Source organism: Pararhizobium arenae (assembly GCF_001931685.1).
Classification (GTDB): Bacteria; Pseudomonadota; Alphaproteobacteria; order Rhizobiales; family Rhizobiaceae; genus Pararhizobium; species Pararhizobium arenae.
Window position 1 is genome coordinate 110,405 of the sequence record NZ_MOOY01000007.1, and the last position, 19,782, is coordinate 130,186.

Consider the following 19,782-nt stretch of genomic DNA (forward strand, 5'->3'; position numbering starts at 1 on the left):
TGCGCTTTAGGTGTTCGTTCTGACGCATGTCTTTTCGCGAAACCGCGGCACACTTTCGCGAGACATGCTTTCAGAGGTGCTCGCCTGCAGATGGCTCAGGCAGCCCCTTCTTTTCCCGCCAGCCATTCCCGAATGAGGCTCCTGTAGCGCTCGCCGCTGAAGCTCGGGAAATGGCCGCCGTGGACGACACGGACGGGATAGTCGAGCAGGCGCTTCATCGAGGCGAGATAGTCGCCCGCGTCGGAGTGATAGGTGTCCTCGATCAGCGGGCCGTCATAGAGAATGTCGCCGGAAAACAGGGTCTGCGTCGCCTTCTCATAAAGCGCGATGCCGCCGGGGGAGTGGCCGGGCGTATGGATCACCTCGAAATGCCGGTCGCCGAGATCGATGATATCGCCATCGGCAAGGATGCGTGTCGCCGGGGCTTTTTTCACGGCATAGCAGGCCGAGCAGTAGGGTTCCGGCGGCAGGCTGTCAAAGATGTCGTCGGTGACATAAGGGTCGGCCAGCGTGTTGGCGCGGGTCGGCTCGGCCAGAAGGTCGGCTTCCGCCCCGTGCACGGCCCGGCATTCGAATTCGTGGTGGCAGCCGATGTGATCGAAATGGGTGTGGCTGGCGACCGCCAACAGCGGGCGTTCGGTCACCAGCGGCACCCATCGGCGCAGCGATACGACGCCCATGCCGCTATCAACCAGCATGTCGCCGTTACGGCCGCGCACATGCCAGATGTTGCAGCGATAGAATTCCTTGATGTGCGGCTCGCAGATGTAGGTCACGTCGTCATCGAGGCGGCGGACGGCATACCAGTTCTCAGGGGCAATACGCTGCATGCTCAATCCTCAAGCCGCGGGCAGAACCGTCAGGGCAGCGGGATCGACGGCCAGTTCCACCCGGTCGCCGATCGCCGTGTTGGCAGATTGCGGCATATGGGCAACGAGCGAAAGTCCGGATGCGTTCGAAGGCGCCATATGGCAGCGGAAATGCGTGCCGAAAAAGGCGCTGCCGGTCACCACGGCTTCGCCGAGACGGATGGGCGAAGCTGATGTCGCCATGGTGATGTGTTCGGGCCGGATGCAGATCGTGACATTGTCGCCAACTTTCGGCCATTCACGGATGAAGCTGGCGAGCGGCAGGGCGACAGGTCCCGTTGCCGTTTCGATCCGCGCGCCGTCCGCCGCGGTCTCCAGAACCCGTCCGGGCAGCAGGTTGATCTCGCCCATGAAGCCTGCGGAGAAAAGCGACTTCGGCCGCATGTAAATCTCCGCCGGTGGCCCGAAATCCTCGATCCGGCCCTGGTTCATCACCACGATCCGGTCGGCAATCGCCATCGCCTCTTCCTGATCGTGGGTGACGTGCACGAAGGTGGTTCCCACCCGCTTCTGGATCGCCTTCAGCTCATCCTGCATCTGGCGGCGGAGTTTCAGGTCGAGAGCGCCGAGCGGTTCGTCGAGCAGCAGCACATCGGGATCGACGGCCAGCGCCCGGGCCAGTGCCACGCGCTGCCGCTGGCCACCGGAAAGCTCGTGCGGCTTCTTAGCTGCGGACGCCTTGAGGCCGACGAGATCGAGGAACGCCAGCGCCTTTTCATCCCGCTCGCTTTTGCCCAATCCACGCATGCGCAGCCCGAAACCGACATTGTCGATGAGGCGCATGTGCGGGAAGAGGGCGTAATCCTGAAACATGGTCGTCGTCGGCCGGTGTGCCGGCGCCACCCCCGCCATGTCCTTGCCGCCGATCAAGATCGAGCCGCTGCTCGGTGCCATGAAGCCGCCGAGGATCGAGAGTAGGGTCGTCTTGCCGCAGCCGGAGGGACCAAGCAGCACGATGAACTCGCCGGCCTCGATATCGAGCGAGACATTGTCGAGTGCGGGGAAGCTGCCGAATGTCTTGGTGGCGCCGCGGACGAAAACGGATGCGGTCATGTCTTGCGGTTCCTTCCGAAGAGGGCGAGTTCGAGCACCAGCAGAACGGCCACCGAAACAAGGAAGACCAGCGAGCCGATGGCATTGGTTTTCGGATTGAGGCCGGAGCGCAGCATGCTCCAGATTTCGACAGGCAACGTCACATCGAAGCGCGACAAAAGGAACGCGATGATGAACTCGTCCCAGCTGAAGGTGACGGACAGGAAGAAGGCGGCGAGGATCGAGGGCATCAGCATCGGTGCCGTCACCAGCGCCATGACCTTGAGATCATTGGCGCCAAGATCGCGCGCCGCCCGCTCGATGTTGATGTGATGATCGCCCATTGAGGCATAGATGATGGCAAAGCAGAGCGGCAGATTGATCACCACATGGCCGATGCCGACCGTCCAGAGCGACAGCGGGATTTTCATCGCATTGAGGACCGCAAGCAGGCCGAGCGCGATGATCAGGTAGCTGACTGTCATCGGCGCGATCAGCAAGCCGCGTTGCAGGGCCGAGCCCGGCAGCTTGTAGCGCGCCAAAGCGTAAGCCGCGAGGAAGCCGAGCAGGCAGGCGAGGATGGAGGAACCGGTGGCGACGAGGAAGGAATTGCCAAGCGCCGCCATCAGCTTGCGATCGGCAAAGACGGCTTCGTACCACTGCGTCGAAAAGCCGTTGAACGGCGGGACGGGGAGGCGGCCATCCTGGAAGGAAAACAGCACCAGCACGGCGACCGGCAGGAAGATGAAGCCGTAGATGAAGATCAAATAGGCCCAGCCAAAGGACTTGGAGATGATGTCGCGCATCATGCCCTCTCGATCCGCAGCCATCGGGCACAGAGCACATAGGCCGCCGTCACCGTCAGCATGAGGATGATCGACAACGCCGCCGCCATCGGGAAATCCGCCCGCCGGCCGATCTGCAGCATGATGATCTGCGGCAGCACCAGCTCGTTGTTCCCCCCGAGTATCTGCGGGGTAATGTAATCGCCGATGCAGAGAACGAAGGTCAGGAAGGCGCCGGTCATTATGCCGGGAAGGGTGAGCGGTAAAATCACATGCCAGAAGGTCTGGAAAGCGTTTGCGCCGAGATCGGCTGCCGCGCGGCGATAGTTCGGCGACAGCTGGATGAGGTTGGAATAGATCGTCAGCGTCAGCAGCATGACGAAGAAGTGGACGAATCCGATAACGGTTGCGGTTCGGTTGCTGGCTATTTCTAAGGGTTCGGCAATCAGACCGATGCCCATCAGCGCCTGATTGATGACGCCACCCTTGGACAGCACCAGCAGCCAGGAATAGGAGCGCACCACGTAGGAGGTCCAGAAGGGCAGGATGGCAAGGATCAGCGCCATGCGCTGGAGGCGTTTCGGCACACGCTCGGCGATGATCCAGGCCAGCGGATAGGCGAGCAGCACGGAGAGAATGGTGACGGTGATGGTGATTTCGAGCGAATTGGTGAGCCCACGCAACAAGGCGCTTTCGCTGAAGAAGCGGAGGTAGTTGTCGAGGTTCCAGACGTGGACGATATCGCGTCCCTGACGCGACCAGAGGCTGAGCGCCGCCATATAGACGAAGGGCACGACGAAGAAGGCGAGAGTCCAGAGAAGGGCCGGGGCGACGAAACCCCAGGCCTTGCGGCGCTCCCTGTCTTCAAGTGTCGTGGTGGTCATGGGTGTTCGGTGGGTTCTCGTGGACGTCTGAATTAGTGGTAGAAGGGACGGGCGGCAAACTCGATCGTTCCCTCTCCCCGCTTGCGGGGAGAGGGTTAGGGTGAGGGGCAAAACTCTCATCCCCGAGAGTGTCGAGGCCCTTTCCCCTCATCCGNCGGGCGGGGAGAAGGGAAGACCCTTTACTGCTGCATCATGTTGGTCCAGGCGTCCTGCATCTTCTTGTCGAGTTCGGCCGACGGGATCGGATAGAGTTGGGTGTTCTTCAGGTAGCCGGCCTGATCGTCCCAGCGTAGCGCCTTCTTCTGCTCGCCATCCAGATGTTCGCCGGCCTTCTGGTTGGTCGGCATTCCCCAGTAGCAGGAAGACGTCGCAAGACGGGCCTGGCCTTCCGGGCTCAGGATATATTGCACGAACTTCAGCGCCAGATCGGGATTCTTGCTATCCTTCATGACAGCGATCGACTGCGCCCAGCGCACGGCGCCTTGTTTCGGCACGGTCCAGTCGAGGTTTGGCTTGTCCTTGGCGAGCGAGGCGGTGATCCATTCGCCGCCGCCGACGAGGATGTCGACTTCTCCGGTTGCCAGCGCCGTCTGGGAGGAAACGACGTCGCTCACCTGCTTGGAGGCGGCTTTCATCGCCGCCAGCTTTTCCTCGATCGCCGGCATGTCGGCGTCGGAAAGGTCGGCGGTCTTCTTGCCGAGGCCGAGCTGCACGAGGCCGATCATCGGCAGGTAGTAGTCATAGAGCGCGATGCGCCCCTTGTACTTGTCCGACCAGATGACCGAGAGGTCCTCCATGTCCTTCGGATCGACCTTGGTCTTGTCGTAGGAGATCGTGTTGTAACCGAATTTCTCGGTGATGGCGTAGGTCTTGCCGTCCTTGGTGTTGTTGTCGTTCATCACCAGTTCGGGGAAGAGGTCGGCCGAGGGCAGGGCGTTGGCCGGCATTTCGCCAAGCACGCCCATGTCGATGACGCGGTGAACGTCCACGGCATCGATGACCATCACATCCCAATCGCCGGGCTGCGACTGTTCGAGGATGGAGATGCCGGCGCCGGTGCCTTCATATTCCTTGAGGTTGACCTTGACGTCGTTGGCCGTCTCGAAGGGCTCGATCAGCGCCGGGTCGGTGTGGTCGCACCAGACGAGCGCGTTCAGTTCCTCGGTGGCATTGGCCTGGCCTGCCGCAAGGGCGCCCAAAGCGATGGTGGACATGAAAAATCGGCGCGCAGCTGCGCCCTCGAATGATCTGGTCATCGTCATTTCCCTCTGGTTTTAACGCTCGTTTTGGCGCCTTGTAAAAAAGATTGAATGAATTCATTTTTTAAGTCAATATCAAAACTGAAGGCATTCAAAAAAGGAAAACGCAGGTGACGGGACTGCGCGCAAAACAAAAAGCCGACAAGAACAGACGCATTCTGGAAGCCGCCACCAAGCTCTTCCGAGAGGTGGGCTACGATGCCGCACGCATCGAGGATATTGCCGAGCGCGCCGAGGTTTCCGTCGGGACATTCTACAATTATTACCAGAACAAGGGTGACATGCTCTTGGCAACCGTCGCCATGGAAGTGGAAGAGGTGCTGGAGGCCGGAGAGCCGATCGTCGCCAATCCGCCGGCCGGCGTTCTGGCTGCGCTGACCAAGCTGATCGACCAGTATTACGACCACTCGCTCGTCTATCTCAGCAAGGAGATGTGGCGCACGGCCATGGCGCTGTCGATCCAGCAGCCGGAAACACCTTTTTCCAAGCGCTACACTGATCTCGATCGCCGGCTCTGCCTGCAGGTCACGACGCTGGTGCAGAAGCTGCAGCAGCGTGGCGCGGTTCTGATGGGCATCGACACGGTCGCTGTCGGCGCCATGTTCTTCAACAATCTCAACATGATGTTCACAGACTTCGTGCGCGACGAAGCCATGCCGCTCGATACGCTGAAGGAAGAGGTCGCCCGCCAGAACAAGCCGCTGGCGTCACTGATCAGCACACCCAATCTTTAAAAAATACTGGAGGAAACATGAACGATACGCATTCGAGCGTATTGGCTGCGGCCGATCGACTGGTCGATGCTTTCGCGCGTCACGATACGCAGGCCTATTTCGCAGCCTTCGCACCCGATGCAAGTTTCATCTTCCACAATCTCGATCGCGTCCTGACGAGCCGCGATGCCTATCGCGCGGAATGGAAGCTTTGGGAGGGGCGCGACGGTTTTCGCGTGAAATCCTGCCGGTCGAGCGAACGTCATGTCCGACTTTCCAGCGATGCTGCGATTTTCACGCACACCGTCGAAACCACGGTTGAGTTCGGCGAGGAACCGGTAACGTCCGTCGAACGAGAAACGATCGTTTTCGAGCGTTCCGGCGATGGCAGCTGGCTCGCCGTGCATGAACATCTGTCGAAGCTGCCGTAAGGGGTTCGCACGAGTTTTCCTTCTCCCCGCTTGCGGGGAGAAGGTGCCCAAAGGGCGGATGAGGGGCATAAACTTGCTCTGAATTGCCGCGTTGCCCCTCACCCTAGCCCTCTCCCCGCAGGCGGGGAGAGGGGACCCTTCGTGAGCGATTTCCTTGCCCGTGAGCAAGAAGGGGCCAGAGGATCGGTCCTCGCTACTGCCACACCACGATCCGGGCCTTGTAGGGCACGCGGTCATAGAGATCGATAACGTCCTGGTTCATCAGGCGCACGCAGCCCGAGGAGACGGCCTTGCCGATCGAATCCCATTCGGGCGAACCGTGGAGGCGATAGAGCGTGTCTTCGCCATTCTGGAAGATGTAGAGCGCGCGGGCACCGAGCGGGTTCTTGAGCCCTGGGTCCATGCCGCCATTGGCGATCGAATAGCGCTCGAGGCTCGGCTGGCGGGCCACCATCTCGTTCGGCGGTTTCCAGCGTGGCCAGGCTTGGCGCCAGTGGATCACGCCTTCGCCCTGCCAGGCAAAACCGTCGCGGCCGATGCCGACACCATAGCGCATCGCGGTGCCGCCCGGCTCGACGACATAGAGGAAACGCGAGGGCGTATCGACGACGATGGTGCCAGGCGCTTCGCCGGTGGGATCGATGACCCGCTGGCGATAGAAGCGCGGATCGATCTTTTCAAACGGCACGGCGGGAATGGAGAAGCCGCCATCCTCGACCGGCGCGTACATGGCAACGAGCTCTTCCTGGGTGGGAGGGGCCACAGGGCGGCTGATGCGGGTCGGGATCGGTGTGGACCTGCCGCCGGGCACGGTGGAGCATCCGGCGATCAAGGCGGTCATAGAAGCTGCGCCAAGGAGAAATGTCCTTCGCGAAGGATTATAATCTGTGGGCATTTCGGCGGTATCTTTCAAACGGCATCCGGCAAAGCACCGGCCTTACGGGTCTAGGAAGAGACCGGTGATGCTGACAAGCGGCCGGCGATCACAACCGCGTCATACTGTGGATGGCTGAGGAAACATCTCGGTCGCCGTGGCATGGATGCTACAACCATATCGATCTGGCTGTTTACGTGCAGGGTTATCTGCGGGTGGTTGACAGCGTTTACGAAAACAGACAGGTTCACGCACATTCCGAGGGGAGCATCGAACGGTGCTGAGATGGCGGTGAGCCGGACCCTTGAACCTGATCCGGGTCATGCCGGCGTAGGAACGGAAACAGGCGCGCAAGGCTCCCTTTTCTTCTTCGCTTTACCTGGATCTCCATTTGTCTGGAGATCGTCGATGAACATTTCTGTTTTCTCTGATTACACGCTCTGGCGAGCAATCGTGCGCGGATCGATCCTTTTTCCGGACTGAACGTGATGCTCCTTGCCCATGCCTGCGGCGGTCTCGCAGCGCTGGTTGCCCTCTGGCAACTTGGTGTCACTGCCTTTTCTCCGCCACGCTATATCCTGCCGTCGCCGGTGGAAACGGTGGCTGCGTTCCTGCGCCAACCGGCCTTCCTCCTGGGGCAGGGGCTGGTGACGCTCTCGGAAATCGTTGTGGGGTTGACGCTCGGTTCCCTTCTCGGAGCGGCCGCGGCAGTTGCCATCGCTGCCTTTCCATGGGCGGGGCGGCTGTTCTGGCCGGTCCTCGTCGTGCTGCAGGCTCTGCCGGTCTTCGTTCTGGCGCCGGTGCTTGTGCTGTGGTTCGGCTTCGGCATGGCTTCGAAGGTGGCGATGACGACGATCATCATCTTCTTTCCCGTCGCTTCCGCCTTTGGTGATGGGCTGCGCCGAACAGACCGCGATATCCTCGATGCTGTTTCGTTGACGCAGGCCAGTCACTGGCAGACGCTTTGCCACGTGCGTGTGCCTCTCGCGCTGCCAAGCCTCGTTTCCGGGCTGCGGGTCGCTGCTCCGCTGGCGCCACTCGGCGCGGTCGTCGGCGAGTGGGTGGGGGCATCCGCCGGACTTGGCTTCGTCATGGTGCAGGCCAATGCGCGCATGCAGACCGATACCGTCTTCGCCGCCATGGCGATTCTCGCAGTCTTCGCCGTCACGCTCAGGCTTCTCGTCGACAGGCTGACAACCCGTATCGCGCCGTGGGCGCGCGAGGCCGATCCCGTTTTTTAACCCCAACCCCAACGGAGTCATCCATGACCTCAATTGCTTCCCGTCTCGTTGCCAGCCTGCTTGCCGCAGTGAGCCTTGCCATCCCCGTTTCCGCCGATGCGGCTGACAAGCTGACGGTGCTGCTCGAATGGTTCGTCAATCCCGATCACGCACCGATGGTGATTGCCAACGAACGTGGCCTTTTCGCCCGCGAGGGGCTGACGGTGGAACTGATCCCGCCGGCTGATCCTTCCTCTGTGCCGCGGCTCGTTTCCGCCGGGCAGGCGGATATCGGGATCCACTATCAGCCGAATCTCTATCTCGATTACGCAGCCGGCCTGCCACTCGTGCGCTTTGGCACGCTGGTCGAAACGCCGCTCAACACGGTGACCGTGTTGGCGGACGGGCCGATCAAGAGCCTCAAGGATTTGAAGGGCAAGAAGGTCGGCTTCTCCGTCTCCGGTTTCGAGGATGCGATGCTCACCCGCATGCTGACTTCGGAGGGATTGAAAAAAGAAGATGTTGAACTGATCAACGTCAACTTCTCGCTCTCGCCGTCGCTAATATCCGGAAAGGTCGATGCGACGCTCGGGGGGTTCCGCAATTTCGAGTTAACGCAGATAGAGTTGGAAGGGCAGAAGGGCAGAGCTTTCTTTCCTGAGGAACATGGCGTTCCCGCCTATGACGAGCTTGTCTTCGTGACGCGAAAGGATATGGCCGACGATCGTCGGTTGCCAGGCTTTCTTGAGGCGGTGGAAGAGGCTTCGATCTTCATAACCAACCATCCCGACGAAGCCTGGGCGCTGTTCATCAAGGCCTATCCCGATCTCGACAATGAATTGAACCGCCGCGCGTTTTTCGACACGCTGCCACCTTTTGCCAAGCGACCGGCTGCGTTGGATGTCGGCCGGTACGCGCGATTTGGTGCGTTTCTGCAGGAGATGGGATTGATCGAGAAGGCTCCGGCGGTCGAGGAGATCGCGATAGAGATCAGGCACGATCAGGCGAATTGACGAGCCTGCCGGTTACCGTATCCGACATCTCCCCATATGGGGAGATGGGAATTTTGATCGTCGAAATTGCCAGCTTTCAATCCAGCTGGATTTTCGCGTCCTGAACGACGGGCGTCCACTTGGCGATTTCCGCCTTGACGTGGGCGCCCAGTTCCTCCGGGCTGGAAGCGACGATCGCCGCACTGAATTCCTTCATGCGTTCGGCGACAGTCGGATCGGCGAGGGTTTTCTTGGCCGAGTCGTTGAGGCGTGCGATCACCTCCGGCGGGGTGCCCGCCGGGGCGAAAAGCGCGTTCCACGTATAGGTTTCATAGCCGGGAATACCGGATTCGGCGATCGTCGGGATGTCCGGGAAGGAGGCCGCCCGTTCCTTGGTGGTTACCGCCAGCGCGCGAAGCGTGCCGGATTTGATGTGTCCTGAGGACGAGGGCAGGTTGTCGAACATGATCGGCACCTGGTTGCCAAGCACGTCGTTCAAGGCCGGGCCTGAGCCCTTATAGGGAATATGCTCCATCTCGACGCCGGCCATGGATTTGAACAGTTCGCCGGAGAGATGCAGCGGCGTGCCGTTGCCGGAGGAGGCGTAGCTGTATTTGCCCGGCTCGGCTTTGAGGAGAGCCAGCAGCTCTTCGACATTTTTCACCGGCAGTTCCGGATTGACCACCAGCACGTTCGGCACGACGACGAGCAGCGAGATGGGTGCGAAATCCTTTTCGGCATCATAGGGGGTGGATTTGAGGATCAGCGGGTTCAGCGCATGGGTCGCGACCGTTCCCATCAGGATCGTGTAACCATCCGGCTCTGCGCGGGCGACATTGTCGGCGCCGAGATTGCCGCCGGCTCCGGCGACGTTCTGGACGATCACCTGCTGGCCCAGATCCTCCGACATCTTCTGGGCGATGATGCGGGCGACGACGTCCGTCGAGCCGCCGGCCGCGAAGGGCACGACCATGGTAATCTGGCGGTCGGGAAAGTCGGCGGCGACGCTCGCTGCCGCAAGGGCAAATGCCGCCGTAAGAGCAGCGCCCGTGGCAAGCAAAGCGCGGCGTGTCATCCTGGATAAGGTCATTCTTTTCTCCTCCTGTAATGAAAAATGCCCGGCGGCCCTCCAGCCACCGGACGCAACGGTCCTGGGTTCAATCCTCTTCCTGAAACACCTCTTCGCGCTTGGCCTTGATCGAGGGCAGGAAAACAACCACCAGCACGATGGCGGCGATCGCCAGCAGGATCGCGCTGATCGGGCGGGTGACGAAGGTCGTCGGGTCGCCGCGCGACAGGATCATAGCCCGGCGCAGGTTTTCCTCCAGCAACGGCCCCAGCACGAAGCCGAGCAGCAGCGGCGCCGGCTCGCAGCGCAGCTTCACCAGCAGATAGCCGGCAATGCCGAAGAAGGCGACCGCATAGAGGTCGTAGACGTTGGAATTGACGCTGTAGACCCCGATCGAGCAGAAGGCCATGATGATCGGGAACAGCACGTAATAGGGGATGGTGAGCAGTTTCACCCAGAGCCCGATCAGCGGTAGGTTCAGAACCACCAGCATCAGGTTGCCGATCCACATCGAGGCGATGATGCCCCAGAAGAGAGCCGGCTGTTCTGATGCGACATTCGGACCGGGCACGATGCCCTGGATGATCATCGCGCCGACCATCAGCGCCATGACCGGGTTTGCCGGGATGCCGAGTGTCAGGAGCGGGATGAAGGATGTCTGTGCACCGGCATTGTTGGCCGATTCAGGACCTGCGACACCGGCGATAGCGCCGTGGCCGAACTCCTCCGGCGTTTTCGAGATGCGCTTTTCCACCGTATAGGAGGCGAAGGCCGCAAGGATCGCGCCGCCGCCGGGCAGGATGCCGAGCGCCGAGCCGATGGCCGTTCCGCGCAGGACCGGCGCGAACATGCGGCGGAAATCGTCCTTTGTCGGCCAAAGCCCGCTGACCTTTGCCATGAGAAGAGTGCGGGTCTTTTCGCCTTCGAGGTTGCGCAGGATTTCGGCGATACCGAAGACACCGACGGCGACGGCCACGAAGTTCAGGCCATCGGCATATTCACGGATGCCGAGGGTGAAGCGTGGGGTGCCGGTGTAGATGTCGGTGCCGACGAGGCCGAGCAGAAGGCCGAGCGCCACCATGGCCAGCGCCTTGACGATGGAGCCGTGGGCGAGTGCGACCGAGGAAACGAGGCCGACGATCATCAACGAGAAATATTCCGCCGCACCGAATTTCAGCGCGATGCCGGTGAGCGGGATTGCGAAGATCGCGACCAGGAAGGTGGATACGGACCCTGCAAAAAAAGAGCCGAGCGCGGCGATGGAAAGAGCGGCCCCGGCACGACCCTTGCGGGCCATCTGGTAGCCGTCGATGGCTGTGACCGCCGACGAAGACTCGCCGGGCATGTTGATGAGGATGGCCGTGGTCGAGCCGCCATATTGGGCGCCGTAATAGATGCCGGCGAGCATGATGAGCGAGGAAACCGGCTCCAGCTGGAAGGTGATCGGCAGGAGCATGGCGATGGTCGCGGTGGCGCCAATACCCGGGAGAACGCCGATCAGGGTGCCGAGCAGCACGCCGATCAGGCAGAAGAACAGGTTTTCCACTGAGCCGGCCGTGGAAAAGCCGAGGGCAAGATTGCTGACAAGATCCATGACGCGCTCCTCAGAACCGGACCCAAGGGCCAAAACGCTCGAATGGCAGGCCGAGCGCGTAGCTGAACACCGCAACCGAGAAAACGGTGATACCGGCGGCCAGCGCCAGGGCCATCAGCGGTTTCATGCGTTGCGAGGCGAAGGCCGCGATCAGCGCCGTGAAGAACAGGGACGGCACGAAGCCGAGACCGCGCACGGTCAAACCGAAGAACACGGGCGCCGGCAGGATGAACAACATGCCGCGCAGCGCGATCGGACCCATTGGCTCGCCTTCGACGCGGGTCGATTGCACGAGAATGATAGCGCCGAGCAGAACAAGCACGCTGGCCAGCACGAGGGGGAAATAACCCGGTCCCATGCGAAGCGCCGTGCCGAGCTCGAGGTTCAGGCATTCATAGACGAAGAAGCCACCGAGCGCCACGAAGACTGCACCGCAGATGGCGTTGGTTGTATCGAAAGTGAGAGATTTCATATGTTCCCCCGAGGAATGTTCCGATGCCTGCCATCGGCCGGCTCGAAAACTGTTCTGGTTCAAACCTTTGCAGAGATGACCCCTCCCGACATCTCAGGAGGGGCCAGACCGTCCGGAGCCACGACGGGCGGTCTGAAAGCGGTCCCTGAGGCCATTGTTCCGGAGCATGCCGTTACCGACACGCTTGGACGCGGAGGATCAATCCGCGTATTGGCCGGCCGCTTCGATCACGGGTTTCCAGCGGGCGATTTCGCCTTCAAGCTTTGCCTTGAGGGCGGCCGGCGTTGCATCGGCTTCCGGCGAGGGAACGGTGCCCAGTTCGGCAAAACGATCGATGACGTTCTGGTCCTTCAGCGCAACCTGCAGCGACTTGGAGAGGCGCTCTGTCACCTCGGCCGGCGTGCCCTTCGGGGCATAGACGCCATGCCAGATGCCGACCGTAAAGTCCTTGAGACCACCTTCGACAGCGGTCGGGACGTCAGGCAGCACGGGCAGCTTTTCGGGCGAGGTCACCGCATAGGCCTTGATCGTGCCACCCTGAATCTGCTTCGTGGTGTTGGTCGTCTGGTCGCACATGATGTCGACCTGCCCGCCGAGCAGATCGGTCATCGCCGGGCCGGTGCCCTTGTAGGGGACGGTGACGAGTGGCGTTTCGATCGCGCTCATGAACATCATGCCGCAGAGATGAGAGGCAGCGCCGATGCCGGCATTGGCGACGGTGACCGTATCCTTGTTGGCCTTCACGTAGTCGATCAGGCCCTTGAGGTCGGTCGGCTCGAAGTCCTTGCGGGCGACGATGGTCATCGGAACGTCGGTGACGAGGCCGACATATTCGAAGGCATTCAGCGTGTCGTAGGCAAGCTTGCGATAGAGCGTTGCCGAGGTCGCCATGCCGATGTGGTGAAGCAGGATGGTGTAGCCATCGGCGTCAGCCTGGGCGACGCGGCCGGCGCCGAGCGTGCCGCCGGCACCGCCGACGTTCTCGACGACGATCTGCTGGCCGAGATCCTTTGACATGGATTCGGCAACGAGACGCGCGACGGTATCCGTCGGCCCGCCGGCCGCAAACGGGACGACCATGGTGATGGTGCGTTCCGGATAGGTCTGGGCAAAGGTGGATGTGGAAAGAAGCGAAACGGCAGCAGCAGCGGTCACGCCAAGCATGGTCTTGAGGATTTTCATCAAAGTCCCTCCCGGATGAAATCTGACCGGTCCGCTGCGGCTCCTCCCGTAACGGTCCCGGATGAAAGAGAAAGTGGCGCGCAATGGGTTCAGGGCAAGCAGCCAAGCGACCGCGTTGGCGTATATTCTACATGCGTGCGGCGCAGCATGGGTAAGAACGGGGACAAAGTGCGTTTTCAATGGGTGGAAATCCACCCATCTGGAGCAGGTCTATTGTTTTGAAGTGGGATGGCAAGGGCTTGCTCTGTTGTTCCCTCTCCTCGCAGGCGGGGAGAGGGGCGAACTTTCGTCCTCGATAAGGCTGCGATTCTTGCCCCTCATCCGGCCTGTCGGCCACCTTCTCCCCGCAGGCGGGGAGAAGGGATATGCCGCCCCTATGCAGCGTAGTCATCGTCCGGCGACGCGATTTTCCGGTCGAGTCCGTATTTCTGCATCTTCTCGTAAAGCGTTTTTCGCGAGATTCCTAGCTGTTCGTATACCGGTTTCAAGCTGCCACCATGCGCCGAAATGGCGCTGGCGATAAGGCCTCTTTCATAGGCGGCGACCTTGTCGGCGAGTTTCGACGATTCACCGACTGCCAGTGTTTCCTCCGGCTGGGTATCCAGGCCGAGGCCGAGCACGAGCCGGTCGGCAGCGTTGCGCAGTTCGCGCACATTGCCGGGCCAAGTGCGGCCGGCAATCTCGGTGACCGTTTCCGGCGGCACGTCGATATCGTTGCGACCGTATCGCGCAGCCGCCTCGCGCACGAGCTGGAGAAAAAGCAGCGGGATATCGGCAGCGCGCTGGGCGAGCGAAGGTACGGTGATCGTTGCGACGTTCAGCCGGTAGAGCAGGTCTGCGCGAAAACGACCGGCCGCGACCTCCGCCTCCAGATCGACCTTGCTCGTGGCGATGAAGCGGACATCGAGCGGCACAGGCTCGTTGGAGCCAAGGCGTGTGATGACGCGCTCCTGCAGCACGCGCAGGAACTTCGCCTGCAGGTCGAAGGGCATGGAGCCAATCTCGTCGAGCAGGATGGTGCCGCCTCGGGCATGCTCGAACTTGCCGTAACGGGGACGCAGCGCGCCGGGAAAGGCGCCGGCCTCGTGGCCGAAGAGCTCGCTTTCGATCAGGTTTTCCGGCAGCGCTGCACAGTTTATGGCAATTAATGGCCGGTTGGCACGGGCGCTGATATCGTGCAGCGCGCGCGCCACGACTTCCTTGCCAACGCCGGTGTCGCCGATGATCAGCGTATCCGCGTCCGTGGCGCCGATGGCCCGCAGGCGGTAACGCAGATCGACCATGACCTGGGTTCGACCCGGAAGCCGCGCCTCGATATCGTCGCGCTTTCCGGCAACGGCGCGCAGCCGGCGGTTTTCGATTACGAGGCTGCGCCGATCGAGCGCGCGGCGGGTGATCGCAGCGAGGTGTTCTACCGAGAAGGGTTTTTCGAGAAAATCATAGGCGCCGGCGCGCATGGCCTTCACCGCAAGCTGCACATCGCCATGGCCGGTGACAAGGATGACCGGGATTTCCGCATCCATTTCGCGGACGCGCCCGAGCAGCGTCATGCCGTCCATACCGGGCATCCGGATATCGCTGACCACGACGCCGTCAAAGCCATAGCCCACCAGTTCAAGCACCCGGTCTGCCGTGGCAAAAGTATCGACCTCAAGATCGAACAACTCCAGCGCCTGGGCGCTCGATCGGCGCATTTCCTCTTCATCATCGATCAACAGCACGCGGCTCATTCGGCAGCCTCCTCAAGTCCGACGGCTGCCTCAAGCTCCAACCGGAAGATTGCACCGCCTTCGGGATGGTTGGAGACCGAGAGGCTGCCGCCGAAATCCTTGACGATGTTGTAGGAGATGGAGAGCCCGAGACCAAGGCCCTTGCCGACGCCCTTGGTGCTGTAGAACGGATCGAAGATGCGCTCGGCAATCACTGCCGGCACGCCAGGTCCATGATCGCGAACGGTGATGAGGACCTTATCGGCCTCTTCAGCAAGATCGAGGTGGATATGGCGATCGTCCAGCCCTTCGACGGCATCGGCGGCATTGGTGATGATGTTGACGAGAACCTGCTGCAGGCGCACGAAACCGGCCTTGACGACGAAGCCCGACGGTGAGGGCGTGACCGTCACAGTTGCGCCGGCAAGCTTGAGGCGGGCCGCCGCGATTTCCAACGTCTCCTCGATTACCGCATCGACAGCCACGGGCCCCAGCTTTTCGTTCGGCTTGCGGGCAAAGTTGCGCAGGTGTTTGGAGATCGACGCCATGCGGTCGATGAGGCCGGAAATACGGTGCACGTTGTCGCGCGCTTCCTCGACGCGGCCGCGGTCGATCAGCATGCCGGCGCTGTCGGCATAGGTCTTGGCGGCAGCGAGCGGCTGGTTGAACTCGTGGGAGAGGGCCGCCGACATCTGGCCGAGACCGGCAAGCTTGCCCGCCTGGATCAGATCAGCCTGCGTCTTGCGCAGCTCCTGTTCGGTGAGGCGACGTTCGGCGATTTCGAGCTCGATTCGCCGGTTGACGAGGGCGAGATCGGCGGTGCGCTCCTCCACGCGATGTTCCAACTCGTTGCGCGCCTCGACCTGCATGCGCAACCGCTCCTCCGCGCGGGCTCGCCGCTGGATGAGAATTGCAGCGGCGAGGCCTGCAAGACAGAGAAAGAGCACGATGGCAATCAGCACCGTGCGCACCTGAGCACGGATCGAGGCCGTGTCCATCAACACGTTCACCGTCCAGTCCGCATCGGACATATATTGCGACAACGCCATGTATTCGCGCGAGCCGCCGGGCGCGGAGATGGTGAGCAGGCGGTGGCCCTCTTCGATGCTCTCGCGGTAGGGCAGCGGCTTCAGCGCCGCTTCGGCATAACGGCGGGACGCCTGCGTGCGGGCAAGCCGCTCCGACGTGAGCGGGAGGATGGCGGAATAGAGCCATTCCGGGCTGCCGGTCATGAAGATGATGCCTTCGGGATCGCTGACGAAAAGCTTGTACTCGCCGCCCTGCCACGAGGCCTCGATCGAATCGACGTCGACCTTGAAGACGATAACGCCCCTGATCCGGCCGTCGATCAGGATGGGCGAGCCGAAATAATAGCCGCGCACGAAGGAGGTCGTGCCACGGGCATAGAAGCGCGATTGCAGGCCCTTGGCCGCATCCTGGAAATAGGGACGGTAGCTGAAATTCTGGCCGATGAAGCTCGTCGGTTTCTCGAAATTGCTGGCCGCCACCGTGTTTCCATCCAAGGTCATGACATAGATGTCGGCCGATTCGAGAAGGGTGTTGATGCCCTTGAGATAGGTGTTGGCAGCGCTACGCAGAGCGGGATCGTCCGGCCTCTGCACTAGGCTCTGGATGTCGTCGTGATCGGCGATCAGCGCCGGCAGAGGCTCGTAGCGGCTGAGATGGCCGGAGAGAGCCGAAACGGCAAGGCGAAGCGCCGAGCTCGCCTGAAGGGAAGCTTCATCCATGTAGCTGCGCGTCGCGAGCACGCTGCCCTGGTAGATCAGAGCGATCGCGACGATGGGCAGAAGGCAGACGGCCAACAGCTTGCGAATGTTCAACGGGATGCCGGCTCCTCCTCCGCTTCCAGACGGCAAAGCCGCGAACACGAGTTTAAAGAGCAAATTCGCAGTTTCCAAGAGCCGGAGATGGTGCGCGCAAAAACACGAAAATGGGGCTTGTAGCTATAGCGACTAGAGGTCTTACACTGTGACAAACAGTTGAGAAGGATGAGCTATGGCAGTCGAAACACGGTTCCGGGTCGAGGGCATGGATTGCGCCTCCTGCGCCAGCAAGATCGATACGGCGGTACGCCGGGTTGATGGTGTTGAAGATGTTTCGGTGTCCGTGACGACGGGCACCATGACTGTGCGTCACACCGAGGAGGAGGGACTGGCTGATACCGTCGCGAAAAAGGTGAGCGGCCTTGGCTACAAGACTGCGCTCGCGTCCAAGGCGGCAAAGTCGGCGCCTTCTCCGGCTGCCTCGCATGGCAGTCGCTGCGGCCATGCGCATCACGATCACGATCATGCTCACAGCCATGATGCCCCCGCGGTTTCCGGTTTGCATGGCCATGATCATGCGCCGTCTTCCGGGCCCTGGTGGGCATCCGCCAAGGGTAGGCTCACCATCGCCAGCACGATTGCGCTCGTGGTCGCCTATGCGCTCGGCAAGCTGATTCCCGGTGCCGAAATGTGGCTGTTCACGCTGGCGATGCTGGTCGGGCTCGTCCCGATTGCCCGCCGTGCCGTCATGGCCGCGCTGTCGGGCACGCCGTTTTCCATCGAGATGCTGATGACCATCGCCGCGATCGGCGCGGTGATCATCCAGGCGACGGAGGAGGCAGCGGTGGTTGTCGTCCTCTTCCTCGTGGGCGAACTGCTGGAGGGCGTTGCCGCTGGCCGGGCGCGGGCGAGCATCCAGTCGCTGGCAGCCCTTGTGCCGAAGACGGCCTTTGTCGAAAAGGACGGCCGTACGCAGGAAGTGCCGGCGGACAGCTTGGCAATCGACGCCATCATCCTCGTTCGGCCCGGTGACCGTATCCCGGCCGATGGCATCATCCTGTCCGGCGAAAGCACCATCGACGAATCTCCCGTCACCGGCGAGAGCGTGCCGGTTCGCAAGGCCGTGGGCGCCGATGTCTTTGCCGGCACCGTCAACGGGGAAGCCGCCCTTCGCGTCAAGGTCACCGCCGAAGCCGCCGACAACACCATCGCCCGCGTCGTTCGCCTCGTCGAAGAAGCGCAGGAGAGCAAGGCGCCGACCGAGCGCTTCATCGACCGGTTCTCACGCTACTACACGCCGGGCGTCGTGGTGGTTGCTGCACTTGTCTCGATCCTGCCGCCGCTTGTGGTCGGCGCAAGCTGGAGCGAATGGGTTTACAAGGGGCTTGCGATCCTGCTGATCGGCTGCCCCTGCGCGCTGGTCATCTCCACGCCGGCTGCCATTGCCGCAAGCCTTGCCTCGGGTGCGCGCAGAGGTCTGCTTCTGAAGGGTGGCGTGGTGCTGGAAGGGCTTGGCAAGATCACCGCCGTCGCCTTCGACAAGACCGGCACGCTGACCGAAGGCAAGCCGAAGGTCACCGACATTCTCGGTTTCGACCTGTCCGAAGCCGAGGTGCTCAAGCTTGCTGCTGCCCTTGAAACCGGCTCCAGTCACCCGCTCGCCAAGGCCATTCTCGATCGGGCCGCCGGTATTGTCATTCCCCCGGTCTCGGATGCACGGGCATTGGGTGGCAAGGGTGTTGCCGGCCGGGTCGAAGGCCGCGATGTTTTGCTGGCGTCCCCCAAGGCTGCCGCGGAACGCATCGCGTTGACGCCGGAGCAGCTTGAGCGGATCGCGGCTTTGAACGGCGAAGGAAAGACCGTCTCGGTTCTGGTGGTGGATGAACGGATTGCCGGGGCGCTTGCCATGCGCGACGAGCCGCGTGCTGACGCAAGGGCCGGGCTCGAAAAACTCGCCGCCCACGGCATCCGCACCGTCATGCTGACCGGCGATAATGCACGGACGGCCGAGGCGATCGGTCGCCAGCTCGGCATTGAAGTCCGGGCCGACCTCCTGCCGCAGGACAAGCAGCGCATTGTCGGCGAGTTGCAGCGGGAAGGGCTGAAGGTCGCCAAGGTCGGGGATGGCATCAACGACGCACCGGCGCTTGCGGCGGCCGATATCGGCATCGCCATGGGCGGCGGAACCGATGTCGCGCTCGAAACGGCTGATGCTGCGGTGCTGCATGGCCGGGTCTCGGATGTCGCCGGCATGATCGATCTCTCCCATCGCACCATGCGCAATATTCTGCAGAATATCGTCATCGCGCTTGGCCTGAAGGCGGTGTTCCTGGTGACGACGGTGATCGGGATTACAGGGCTTTGGCCGGCTATTCTCGCGGATACCGGGGCGACGGTGCTGGTGACGATGAATGCGCTGCGGTTGCTTTCGGTGAAGGGGGCGGGTTGAGCGGCAGCCCGTTTCCTTCTCCTCTGCCATCGATCCTGTGGAACCAAATCCCGACTTTCTGAGTTGCGGGTTATTCGACCAAGCAGTGCGATTGAGTGGCCTTGGCGATGTCAATGCTTGGTCCAAATTTCAGGACACGGCAAAACTCGAAACTTGGAATAGGAGAAAGAGATGTCCCATCGGTCCACTTTGGTCATCGTTGCTGCATCGTGCTTTGCATTGGCAGGGTGCCAGACGGCGAGCATGAACTCAGGCGCTCCAGCCACACCGGGATGCGTGGCGGGCACGGTCGGCGGCGCGGTCGTCGGCGGCGTGGCGGGGTCCGCGATCGGGTCAGGAACCGGACAGCTCTGGGCTGTTGGCGCCGGAGCGACATTGGGCGGTGCGACAGGTGCCGCGATAGCCTGCCGCTAGCAGACATCTGCGGAAACGCGTGTTAACGGCGCGAGACGCGCCCTTCACGT

Annotated in this window: 18 protein-coding genes and 1 riboswitch; of the genes, 6 read left to right on the plus strand and 12 right to left on the minus strand. The window is 61.8% G+C overall.

The window, feature by feature from the left end:
- Positions 1 to 95: 95 nt before the first annotated feature.
- The 5 genes from BLX89_RS16590 to BLX89_RS16610 all read right to left on the minus strand — a co-directional run bounded on the left by BLX89_RS16590 (position 96) and on the right by BLX89_RS16610 (position 4,826).
- On the minus strand, positions 96 to 830 hold the full coding sequence (locus tag BLX89_RS16590; RefSeq protein WP_075292072.1) for an MBL fold metallo-hydrolase: 735 nt from the start codon (positions 828 to 830) through the stop codon (positions 96 to 98).
- Between the two features lie 9 nt (positions 831 to 839).
- On the minus strand, positions 840 to 1,922 hold the full coding sequence (locus BLX89_RS25480; RefSeq protein WP_075292073.1) for an ABC transporter ATP-binding protein: 1,083 nt from the start codon (positions 1,920 to 1,922) through the stop codon (positions 840 to 842).
- Complete coding sequence (locus BLX89_RS16600; protein ID WP_198935160.1) at positions 1,919 to 2,707, minus strand: ABC transporter permease; 789 nt, start codon at positions 2,705 to 2,707, stop codon at positions 1,919 to 1,921. The genes BLX89_RS25480 and BLX89_RS16600 overlap by 4 nt, the downstream gene beginning before the upstream one ends.
- Positions 2,707 to 3,570, minus strand: a complete 864-nt coding sequence (locus BLX89_RS16605) for an ABC transporter permease (protein ID WP_075292075.1) — start codon at positions 3,568 to 3,570, stop codon at positions 2,707 to 2,709. Before BLX89_RS16605 ends, BLX89_RS16600 begins: the two co-directional genes overlap by 1 nt.
- A gap of 179 nt (positions 3,571 to 3,749) precedes the next feature.
- Positions 3,750 to 4,826 (minus strand): polyamine ABC transporter substrate-binding protein, encoded by a 1,077-nt coding sequence (locus BLX89_RS16610; RefSeq protein ID WP_075292076.1) that lies wholly within the window; start codon positions 4,824 to 4,826, stop codon positions 3,750 to 3,752.
- A gap of 113 nt (positions 4,827 to 4,939) precedes the next feature.
- Between BLX89_RS16610 and BLX89_RS16615 the strand changes: the two genes are divergently transcribed.
- Together BLX89_RS16615 and BLX89_RS16620 are read left to right on the plus strand one after the other, a co-directional pair.
- Positions 4,940 to 5,563 (plus strand): TetR/AcrR family transcriptional regulator, encoded by a 624-nt coding sequence (locus tag BLX89_RS16615; RefSeq protein WP_075292077.1) that lies wholly within the window; start codon positions 4,940 to 4,942, stop codon positions 5,561 to 5,563.
- 17 nt (positions 5,564 to 5,580) lie between these two features.
- Entirely contained in the window at positions 5,581 to 5,973 is a 393-nt protein-coding gene (locus BLX89_RS16620) for a YybH family protein (protein WP_075292078.1), read from the plus strand.
- 193 nt (positions 5,974 to 6,166) lie between these two features.
- Here the strand turns inward: BLX89_RS16620 and BLX89_RS16625 are convergent, their stop codons facing one another.
- On the minus strand, positions 6,167 to 6,868 hold the full coding sequence (locus tag BLX89_RS16625; RefSeq protein WP_075292079.1) for a L,D-transpeptidase: 702 nt from the start codon (positions 6,866 to 6,868) through the stop codon (positions 6,167 to 6,169).
- Between the two features lie 230 nt (positions 6,869 to 7,098).
- Positions 7,099 to 7,201: riboswitch (TPP riboswitch) on the plus strand.
- A 134-nt stretch (positions 7,202 to 7,335) separates the two neighbouring features.
- On the opposite strand from BLX89_RS16625, the gene BLX89_RS16630 reads away from it, so the two are divergent.
- Together BLX89_RS16630 and BLX89_RS16635 are read left to right on the plus strand one after the other, a co-directional pair.
- The gene (locus BLX89_RS16630; RefSeq protein WP_075292080.1) at positions 7,336 to 8,088 is read left to right on the plus strand and encodes an ABC transporter permease; all 753 of its coding nucleotides are present in this window, start codon (positions 7,336 to 7,338) and stop codon (positions 8,086 to 8,088) included.
- A gap of 23 nt (positions 8,089 to 8,111) precedes the next feature.
- The gene (locus BLX89_RS16635; RefSeq protein ID WP_075292081.1) at positions 8,112 to 9,080 is read left to right on the plus strand and encodes an ABC transporter substrate-binding protein; all 969 of its coding nucleotides are present in this window, start codon (positions 8,112 to 8,114) and stop codon (positions 9,078 to 9,080) included.
- 76 nt (positions 9,081 to 9,156) lie between these two features.
- On the opposite strand, the gene BLX89_RS16640 is transcribed toward BLX89_RS16635, so the two are convergent.
- The 6 genes from BLX89_RS16640 to BLX89_RS16665 form a co-directional block, all read right to left on the minus strand.
- Entirely contained in the window at positions 9,157 to 10,149 is a 993-nt protein-coding gene (locus BLX89_RS16640) for a Bug family tripartite tricarboxylate transporter substrate binding protein (RefSeq protein WP_075292082.1), read from the minus strand.
- A 67-nt stretch (positions 10,150 to 10,216) separates the two neighbouring features.
- Positions 10,217 to 11,722, minus strand: a complete 1,506-nt coding sequence (locus tag BLX89_RS16645) for a tripartite tricarboxylate transporter permease (protein ID WP_075292083.1) — start codon at positions 11,720 to 11,722, stop codon at positions 10,217 to 10,219.
- A gap of 10 nt (positions 11,723 to 11,732) precedes the next feature.
- Positions 11,733 to 12,194 (minus strand): tripartite tricarboxylate transporter TctB family protein, encoded by a 462-nt coding sequence (locus tag BLX89_RS16650; protein ID WP_075292084.1) that lies wholly within the window; start codon positions 12,192 to 12,194, stop codon positions 11,733 to 11,735.
- Positions 12,195 to 12,392: 198 nt separating this feature from the next.
- Positions 12,393 to 13,376 carry a tripartite tricarboxylate transporter substrate-binding protein gene (locus BLX89_RS16655; RefSeq protein WP_075292085.1) on the minus strand — a complete coding sequence of 328 codons (984 nt, stop codon included), beginning with the start codon at positions 13,374 to 13,376 and terminating at the stop codon, positions 12,393 to 12,395.
- A 374-nt stretch (positions 13,377 to 13,750) separates the two neighbouring features.
- Entirely contained in the window at positions 13,751 to 15,106 is a 1,356-nt protein-coding gene (locus BLX89_RS16660; RefSeq protein WP_075292086.1) for a sigma-54-dependent transcriptional regulator, read from the minus strand.
- Positions 15,103 to 16,926: an ATP-binding protein gene (locus BLX89_RS16665; RefSeq protein ID WP_075292087.1), complete on the minus strand. Its 1,824-nt coding sequence runs from the start codon at positions 16,924 to 16,926 to the stop codon at positions 15,103 to 15,105. The genes BLX89_RS16660 and BLX89_RS16665 overlap by 4 nt, the downstream gene beginning before the upstream one ends.
- Positions 16,927 to 17,101: 175 nt before the next feature.
- On the opposite strand from BLX89_RS16665, the gene BLX89_RS16670 reads away from it, so the two are divergent.
- A complete protein-coding gene (locus BLX89_RS16670) occupies positions 17,102 to 19,318 on the plus strand; it encodes a heavy metal translocating P-type ATPase (protein ID WP_075292088.1) in 2,217 nt (738 codons plus the stop codon).
- A 171-nt stretch (positions 19,319 to 19,489) separates the two neighbouring features.
- Positions 19,490 to 19,732: a glycine zipper 2TM domain-containing protein gene (locus BLX89_RS25070; protein ID WP_075292089.1), complete on the plus strand. Its 243-nt coding sequence runs from the start codon at positions 19,490 to 19,492 to the stop codon at positions 19,730 to 19,732.
- The last annotated feature ends 50 nt before the right edge of the window (positions 19,733 to 19,782 follow it).